Origin of the sequence: Streptomyces sp. SID4985, assembly GCF_009863025.1 — a bacterium.
GTDB lineage: Bacteria > Actinomycetota > Actinomycetes > Streptomycetales > Streptomycetaceae > Streptomyces.
Genome location: NZ_WWIR01000723.1, coordinates 1 through 8,496 on the forward strand (window position 1 = coordinate 1; position 8,496 = coordinate 8,496).

The 8,496-nt window shown below is 70.2% G+C and carries 6 protein-coding genes and 1 tRNA gene; 4 read left to right on the plus strand and 3 right to left on the minus strand.

Features of this window, described 5'->3' with window-relative positions; all coding sequences use genetic code 11:
- Window positions 1–171 precede the first annotated feature (171 nt).
- The 4 genes from GTW40_RS32345 to GTW40_RS32360 all read left to right on the plus strand — a co-directional run bounded on the left by GTW40_RS32345 (window position 172) and on the right by GTW40_RS32360 (window position 3,733).
- Window positions 172–951, plus strand: a complete 780-nt coding sequence (locus tag GTW40_RS32345) for an HAD-IIA family hydrolase (protein ID WP_161183690.1) — start codon at window positions 172–174, stop codon at window positions 949–951.
- Between the two features lie 280 nt (window positions 952–1,231).
- Complete coding sequence (locus tag GTW40_RS32350) at window positions 1,232–1,885, plus strand: hypothetical protein (protein WP_343245840.1); 654 nt, start codon at window positions 1,232–1,234, stop codon at window positions 1,883–1,885.
- A 16-nt stretch (window positions 1,886–1,901) separates the two neighbouring features.
- The gene (locus GTW40_RS32355; protein WP_161183691.1) at window positions 1,902–2,579 is read left to right on the plus strand and encodes a class F sortase; all 678 of its coding nucleotides are present in this window, start codon (window positions 1,902–1,904) and stop codon (window positions 2,577–2,579) included.
- Between the two features lie 113 nt (window positions 2,580–2,692).
- Window positions 2,693–3,733 carry a glycoside hydrolase family 6 protein gene (locus tag GTW40_RS32360; RefSeq protein WP_161183692.1) on the plus strand — a complete coding sequence of 347 codons (1,041 nt, stop codon included), beginning with the start codon at window positions 2,693–2,695 and terminating at the stop codon, window positions 3,731–3,733.
- Between the two features lie 92 nt (window positions 3,734–3,825).
- Here GTW40_RS32360 and GTW40_RS32365 read toward each other — a convergent pair whose 3' ends face one another.
- From GTW40_RS32365 to GTW40_RS32375, 3 genes are all read right to left on the minus strand, one after another.
- Window positions 3,826–5,763, minus strand: coding sequence for a kelch motif-containing protein (locus tag GTW40_RS32365; protein ID WP_161183693.1), 1,938 nt, complete (start codon window positions 5,761–5,763; stop codon window positions 3,826–3,828).
- A complete protein-coding gene (locus tag GTW40_RS32370; RefSeq protein ID WP_161183694.1) occupies window positions 5,760–7,769 on the minus strand; it encodes a cellulose synthase catalytic subunit in 2,010 nt (669 codons plus the stop codon). The genes GTW40_RS32365 and GTW40_RS32370 overlap by 4 nt, the downstream gene beginning before the upstream one ends.
- A gap of 326 nt (window positions 7,770–8,095) precedes the next feature.
- Window positions 8,096–8,169 (minus strand) — tRNA-Lys (locus GTW40_RS32375).
- Window positions 8,170–8,496: the final 327 nt, after the last annotated feature.

Consider the following 8,496-nt stretch of genomic DNA (forward strand, 5'->3'; position numbering starts at 1 on the left):
CCCCCGCCCTCCCCCTCCTCGCCGCCACCACAACCCTCCTCACCCTCGGTGCCGTCGCGTTCCTGATCGCCCGCAGGCGTCCCCGTACGCACCCCCGCCCCCGCCCCTGACCCCGTCACCCTCATTACGCTGGGGTCTGCACCGCACTCAAGCCGGGAGACGGAGACGTACATGGCAGACCGCAAGCCCATCGAGTCGTGGCTCACCGACATGGACGGGGTGCTGATTCACGAGGGTGTTCCGATTCCCGGGGCCGATGCCTTCCTGAAGAAGTTGCGGGAGGCGGAGCGGCCGTTCCTGGTGCTGACCAACAACTCCATCTACACGGCCCGTGATCTGCACGCCCGGCTGCGGAGGCTGGGCCTCGACGTGCCGGTGGAGAACATCTGGACCTCGGCGATGGCCACGGCCCAGTTCGTGAACGAGCAGCGGCCCGGCGGCAGCGCCTATGTCATCGGGGAGGCGGGGCTGACCACCGCGCTGCACGACGTCGGCTACATCCTCACCGACCACGAGCCGGACTTCGTGATCCTCGGGGAGACCCGTACGTACTCCTTCGAGGCCATGACCAAGGCCGTCCGGCTGATCAACGACGGCGCCCGGTTCATCGCCACCAACCCGGACAACGTCGGCCCCTCCACCGAGGGCGCGCTGCCCGCCACCGGCTCGGTCGCGGCGCTGATCACCGCCGCCACCAAGAAGAAGCCGTACTTCGTCGGCAAGCCCAACCCGCTGATGATGCGGGCCGGGCTCAACGCGATCGGCGCCCACTCGGAGACCTCCGCGATGATCGGCGACCGGATGGACACCGACGTCCTCGCGGGCCTGGAGGCCGGGATGCGCACCTTCCTGGTCCTCACCGGCGTCACCCAGCCCGACGAGGTCGACCGCTACCCCTACCGCCCCTCCAAGGTGGTCGACTCGATCGCGGACCTGATCGACCTGGTCTGAGCGGGGAGCGAACGCGTCACCAGTAGGGCCGCGTCACGGTCTCGGGCGGCCGCCCCGCGCGCTTCCACTCCTGGAACAGCGCGGCGGCCACCACGACGAAGTCCATCCGGGTCGCCGGGTCCGGGTTCTCCACGTTCCCCGAGAGCCTCTCGCGTCAGCCATCCCGCCCCCACCCGAACGGAGCAAGCGTCCCCCTCCCGGGGATGCGGGGGAGCTCCGCTCGGGGGAGCCTCCAGATATCTGGAGGTTCACGATGTGCTCAGCTCGCCTCACTCTCTGTGTGCCGCTCCTGGCGGCGGCCGCCCTCGCTCCCGCCGGGCTCGCCCCCACCGTGCTCACCGCCGCCCATGCGGCGGACGGCGGTGTGACCGTGTCCCCGGCCTCGCCCGCCCCCGGCACCGACGTGTCCCTGCGGGTGCGCGGCTGTTCCAGCACGCAGGGGAGCGCGGTGTCGTCCGCGTTCGTCTCCGCCGCCCGGCTGACCGGCATCGGGGGCGCGCTCGCCGGGGACACCCGGGTCCGTACGGCGCTGAAGGCGGGCGCGTACGACGTCCAGGTCACCTGTGCCGACTACGCGTTCACCAGCCGGATCACGGTGGCCGACCGGCCCGCCGGGGACGCGGGACGGCCCGTCGGTGACTCCGGCCAGGTGACCGGCCCCGACGACCCGGCGGCGGACTCCGCCGAGGAGCCCCTGACCGCCGCCTCGCCCATCGCCCCGGTCCACGCGGGCGGCGGCGGCATGGCACAGGGCGTCACGGCCCACCGCGTCACGGCGGACGGCGACGGCGACAACGACACCCTCTTCGCCACGGTCGCCCCCACCGGCTCGGGCCCCGGCGCCGCGCAGGCGCTGAGCGGGTTGGCCCTCGCGGGCTGCGCGGCGGCCGGAGTCGTCCTGCTCCGGTCCCGCCGGAGACGCGGCACCGACTGAGGGCACGGAATCCGTCATGCCCGATGAATCCACCGCGTCCGGCGAGGGCGCGCACACCTCCGGCACCGGCCGGCTGGTCATGATCACGGCCTGGGCGGTCCTGCTCCTCGGGCTGTGGCTGTGGGGCCGCGAGGTGACCGGACTGCCGGACACCGCGGCCGGCGGCCTGGCCGGGCTCGGCAGGGCGTACGACGGCAGCCCCCTGCCCGCCCCGGCGAAGCCGCTGGCCGCCGCCGCCCCGCAGCGCCTCGACATCCCCCAACTCGCCGTCCAGGCACCGGTGATGCCACGCGGCCTGGACGGCAAGGGCGCGATCGTCCCGCCGCCCTTCGACGAGCCCGGCGTGGTCGGCTGGTACGGCGCCGGAACCGCGCCGGGCGCCGTCGGTACCGCACTGCTGGTCGGGCACGTCGACACCACGACCCGGGCCGCCGTCTTCTACCGGCTCAGCACCCTCAAGCCCGGCGAGAAGGTCCGCGTCGTCCGCGCGGACAACAGGGTCGCCGAGTTCACCATCGACGACGTCCAGGTGATCCCCCTGACCCACTTCGACGCCGACCGCGCCTACGGCACCCGCGAACCCGGCCGCTCCGAGCTGCGCCTGATCACCTGCGGCGGCACCTTCGACCGCACCACCCGGAGCTACACGGCCAACGTGGTCGTCTCGGCGTACCTCACCGCCACCACCCCCTGACCGCGCCCTCCCCCCCCCGAAACCCTCAACTCCCTTTCCTGGACGACCTCGTGGCGTCCGGACCGGTATGCCACGATTGATACCCGACCGGATGCGCTCCAGGGGGGAATCGCATGTACGACGGCAGGGGGGACCGTCCTTCGGGACGGGCACGGATGTCCGCGGTGCTGCTGGGGGCGGCGCTGCTCGCGGCGGGCTGTTCCTCGGGGGACGGCGGGGACAAGGACGCGGGGACCAAGGACCCCGGGGCGCGGATCACCCAACAGCCCCGCGCGGCCGACCCGTTCTGGGTCAACCCGGACGGCAACGCGGCCCGCCAGGTCGCCGCCTACGAGAAGGCGGGCAGAAAGACCGAGGCCGACTGGATACGCCGGATCGCCGAGCAGCCCACGGGGGAGTGGATCGGCCCGGAGAACCCCGAGCGGGAGGCGCGCGGCTTCACCGAGGCGGCCCAACGCTCAAACCGTACGGCCCTGTTGGTGCTGTACGACATCCCGCACCGCGACTGCGGCCAGTACTCGAGCGGCGGCGCGGCCGACGGCGACGCCTACCGTGCCTGGATCGACGGCGTGGCCCGGGGCATCGGCGACCGCCCCGCCACCGTGATCCTCGAACCGGACGCCCTGCTGCACCTGGTCGACGGCTGCACCCCCGCCGAGTTCCACGAGGAGCGCTACGACCTGCTCTCCGGCGCGGTGACCCGCCTCAAGTCCCTGAAGCACACCAAGGTCTACCTCGACGCGGGCAACGCGGGCTGGGGCCACCCCGACCAGATCCACGACCCCCTCCGCCGCGCCGGCATCGCCCGCGCGGACGGCTTCGCCGTGAACGTCTCCAACTTCTACTCCACCGAGGACTCCCTCACCTACGGCAAACGCCTCTCCGCCAAGGTCGGCGACAAACACTTCGTGATCGACACCAGCCGCAACGGCAACGGCCCCTACACGGGCGGCAGTCCGGACGAACGCTGGTGCAATCCACCAGGGAGGGCCTTGGGCGCCACTCCGACCACGAAGACGGCAGACCCGCTGGTGGACGCCTACTTGTGGGTGAAACGCCCAGGAGAGTCGGACGGCACGTGCAAGGGCGGCCCGAAGGCGGGAGATTGGTGGCCGACCTACGCCTTGAAGCTGGCAGAGGCTGCAACTCCCTGAAAGGGGCGCGGGGCTGTGTCGATTTGCGGCTCCGCCGCGTGGGCGCGACCAGCCACAGCGCTCCCGCACCCGTTCACGAACCTGCGGGAACGCTAAGGAACTTGGACCCACCGCGCCACCGACGGAGTCCCCTGATCGTCATCCACAAACAGCATGTACCACCCCGACTGCACCAGATTCCGACTCCCCGGCACCGTCACGGTCACCCGATCCCCCACCGTCTTGAAGTCCAACGCGATGGACCGCTGATCCACATCCGTGACATGCGTGGACGCGCTGGGCCGGATCAACCGCACCTTCCGAATGCTCTGCGCATGCCGGGAGGTGAACGTCCCCGAGGCCCCCCGGGCAATCACACTCGGCCCACCACTCAACTCCGGCCGCGCATCCCGGTAGAGATACGGCGGGCTGTAGACCTCCACCCGCTGCTCGAACACCCCCGGTTTGGTGTTCGCCTTGTCGCCGTAGAGCGAGTCGGAGCCGAAGAACAGCACCCGGCCGTCCGGGAGCAGCAGGGAGCCGGAGTGGTAGTTCCGGCCGACCAGCGGGTCCGCGACCCGGGTGAAGCTGTTGCCGTCCGGGTGGTAGAGCCGCGCCTGGTGGATGTTGGAGTCGCCGCGCCCCCGGTAGTCCTCCGAGCCGCCGGAGACCAGGACGGTGTCGTCGGGCAGGATCGAGGACTGCGGGTAGCGGGTCCCCTTCTCCAGCCGAGGCCCGTCCGTGAAGCGCGGCCGCTTGGCCTTGAGGTCGATGAGCCGCGTCTTGTCGCTGGACAGGGAGGACTCACCCACCCCGCCCCCGCCGATCACCAGGAACCGCTCGTCCTGGGCCGGAGGCAGCAGCACGGTCCCGGAGGTCTCCATCCGGTCCGGGTCGCTGAGCCCGGGGAGGTCGGTGAACTCGTTGCTGTCCAGGTCCCACACGCCCGGGACGCGGCCCACGTCGTCGGGGCCGTAGCCCGCGTTCGACCCGGAGTAGAAGATCTTGCCGTTCTGGAGCAGGAAGAGCGCCGGGTAGGTCGGGAACTGCCGGATCTTCTTGGTGTACGTCCACTTCCTGGTCTTGGGATCGAAGACCTCGTTCTTGCCGGGGACGAGCTGGCCGATGTCGTCGAGTCCGGAGACGCTGAGGATCTTGCCGTCGGACAGGGTGGTGAGCGTCGGGTACCAGCGGGCCTCGTGCATCGGGTCGACCTTGATGTACCGCTCGGCCACCGGGTCGAACTCGTAGGCGTCGCGGATGCCCTGGAAGTCCTTCTTGTCGAGCGCGAGCTTCTGCGCGATGCCGTACGTGTTGCGCGCGTCGGTGCCCTTGAGGCCCTGGATGCGGTAGTTGTCCTGCGTACCGGTCTCGTACGTGGCGCCGCTGCGCTGGGCCTCGACGTAAATGCGGCCCAGGCCGGGGTCGTTGCGCAGGAACTTGCCGGTCTTGGGGTCGAAGACCTTCTTCGCGCGCGGGACGAGCACCGGGTCCTTGGAGACGAAGGTTCTGCCGTTCGTCCGCCCGGTGAACCTCGTGCCCGCGGGCAGGGTCACCGGCTTGTCCGGGTTCTCGTTGTGGACGATCATCAGGCCGCCGGCCTTGGTGACGTCGCCCTTGAGCTTCTCGTACCGCTTGGTGCCGCCCGCGATCAGCAGGTTGCCGTTGGCGAGCTGGGTGTGGCCGGTGCAGAACAGGTCGCTGGGCGTGGGGATCTTCTTGATCGTGCCCTTGACCGGGTCGTAGAGCCGGGTGTCGAACTTCTTCTTGTCGAAGTTGTCCTGGTTGTTGCCCGACCCGGCGACCAGCAGCACCTTGCCGGTGTGCAGCAGGGCCGCGTGGATGGTGTCCTGGCGGTACTCCTCGGGGAAGTCGATGACGTCCCAGTGGCCGTTGGCCGCCTTGTACTCCGGCTCGTTGATCTTGTACTGGTGGTACTGCGCGGTGCCGAAGCGGTAGAGCCAGGGGCCGTTCATGCCCGCGAGCGCGAGCACGACGACGCTGCCCATGGCGAGCCGGCGGACCCGGCGGCGCCCGGTGTGGTTCCTCATTCCTTACGCCCCCCGAGTCCGCCGCGTCCGCCGAGGGCGATCGGCAGGGTGTCGTCGCGTCGGCCGTCCGGCGGTGGGCCGCTCCAGACGGGCCGGGGGTGCGGGATCTGCGGGGTGCCTTCGGCCATCACCTCGACCTCGTCCGCGGCCTTGATCCCCTCCGCGACGTCGACCTCGACTCCGCCTGCGACCTCGGCCGGGTCCACCGCCCGTCCCTCCCGCCACAGCGCGTACCGCCACGCGAAGACGGGCGCCGCCGTGATCAGCAGTGCGAAGACCGCCCAGGTGATCATCGCCGGATGCGCGTGTCCGAGCGCGAAGCCCGCGGCCAGCGACCCCGCGAAGACGGCGATGAAGAACCAGTGGATGCGGAAGGTCCCGAACAGCGTGTCCGGGCTGGCCGATTCACCCTTGGGCGTCACCACGAAGCGGCTCTTGCGGCGCAGTACGGCGTCCATCAGCGAGCGGGCGTAGACCGGCGCGGACAGCGCCGACATCACCATGCCCGCGACCCCGCCGGAGCCCTCCGGCTCGTGCGGGGAGACGTTGTGCCGCCGGTTCCAGACGTACAGGCCGATCTGGAGCGCGGAGGCGTTGCCGTAGAGCATCAGCCACACGGTCGGGTCGATGTTCACGCCCGATGCGCCGAGGCCCAGGAACAGGGCGCAACTGAGCGCTGCCAGAATCCAGTTGAGGGCGGACATCGGGTAGAACACGATCATCATCGTGTAGTTGAAGAGCTTGCCGGGCGGCAGCGTGAACAGGCCCTTCCAGTACTGCTTGAGGATCGTCTCGTACGTGCCCCGGGACCAGCGCAGTTGCTGGGTGAAGAAGTCGGTCCAGGCGTTCGGGCCCTCGCCGACCGCGAGCACGTCGGGCGTGTAGACGGACTTCCACTTGCGGCCGGTGGCCGGATTTTTCGTCCGGTGCATCTCGAAGCCGGTGGCCATGTCCTCGGTGATCGAGTCGTACAGCCCGCCGATCTGCCGGATCGCGCTGACGCGCACCGCGTTGGAGGTGCCGACGAACATCGGGCCGCCGTACCGGTTCCCGGCGCGCTGGATCAGCGCGTGGAAGAGGAACTGCTGCGACTCGGCGGCCTTGGTGACGAAGGTGTCGTAATTGCCGTACACCTGCGGGCCGATGACGAAGCCGACGTCCGGGTCCCGGAAGTAACCCAGCATCCGCTCCAGGTAGTTGGGGAGCGGAACGTGGTCGGTGTCGACGGAGGCGAAGAAGTCGTACTCCTCGCCGTGCGCCTCCAGCCAGGCGTTGTAGTTGCCGTGCTTGGTCTTCGCGCGGTACGGCCCCTCGGGGCGGTTCCAGCGCTCCACGCCCCTGCGGGTGAAGTGGTGGACGCCGAGCCGGGCGCAGACCTCCTTGACGGCCGGGTCGTCGCCCTCGTCGAGGAGCCAGACGTGCAGCAGGCCCCGGTGGCGCAGCCGGACGGCGGCCTCCAGGGTGCGGGTGACCATCTCCAGCGGTTCCTTGCCGGGCACGAAGGTGGTCAGGAACGCCACGCGGGTGCCGGTCTCGGGCACCACCGGCACCGGGTCGCGGGCGACGAGGGTGGCGTGCGCGTTGGACAGCACGTTCACACAGCGGAAGAACTCGATCAGGCCGATCGAGACCAGCATCACCGTGTCCAGCGCGGGCAGGAAGGCGTAGGTGGGATAGTCGCGCTCGGTCCAGTGCTCCGGCTGGAGCAGCCAGGCCAGCAGGACGAGCGAGAGCAGCGGGGCGGCGCCGAGCATGAGCGCCGCGCGTATACGGTGCGGCTCCTGCGCGAGCAGGGAGCGGTAGCGGACCGTGTAGGGCCGGTCGGGCGGCGGCTGGGTCAGCGGCCCGGCGAGGCGGCTGTAGTGCTCGTAGTCGTATCTGGGCAGGTTCCTCCTGATCCTGCGGAACTGGCCGTCCCGGTGCTGGACGGTGTGCGGCCGCGTGGTCCGCGACGGATCGTTCGACTGGTCATGGCTCTGCCGGGCGCCCTGCGGCGTCGACGTCATGAGTGATCCCCCCCACACGCGCGTCAGCGCGTGTTTCGTCGGTCGTCCGCCCCGCCGGTGCCCCCTCGGCCGTCGCGGGACGGTGAACTCCGGTCAAACGCGGCATCCCCCTCGGCGCCGCTCAGTCGGCGGGCCCCCTCCCGCCGGTCGACCACCGGTACCAAACCCCCAACTGCCGTGTTTCCACGGCATGATGGACAACAGGGTTCTACGGCGTCGAGCATGATCGCAAGATGCGAAACGCGGTGTTTACCGGTCAAAAGTGTTCATGTTCCGCACAACGCGATCAGGCCCCCCGCTTACGCGAGGGGCCTGATCGTTGTCTGTGCGCCGCCAGGGACTCGAACCCCGGACCCGCTGATTAAGAGTCAGCTGCTCTAACCAACTGAGCTAGCGGCGCCTGCTGACAGAGAAAACTCTACATGACCTGGAGGGGTACCCCCGACCACCTCCGGCCGCCCCCGATCGCTCCGCCGCCCTTCAGGGGGCCGCCGTACATCATTCGGACCGTCAACATGCGCGTCCCGCCGACAGTTGTGAGACTGATCGACGTGCACACTCGCGGACAAATCCACCCCGAATGTGAGGTAGATCGCATGATCGTTCCGGTGTTCGAGGAAATCGAGCCCGTGAGCGACTGCGACTGCCCCGGCTGTGTCCTCCGGCGGCGGACGGCGCCCCGTCCGTCGCCCGGCGGTCTCCACGGCCGCCCGGCGGCCCGGGGTGC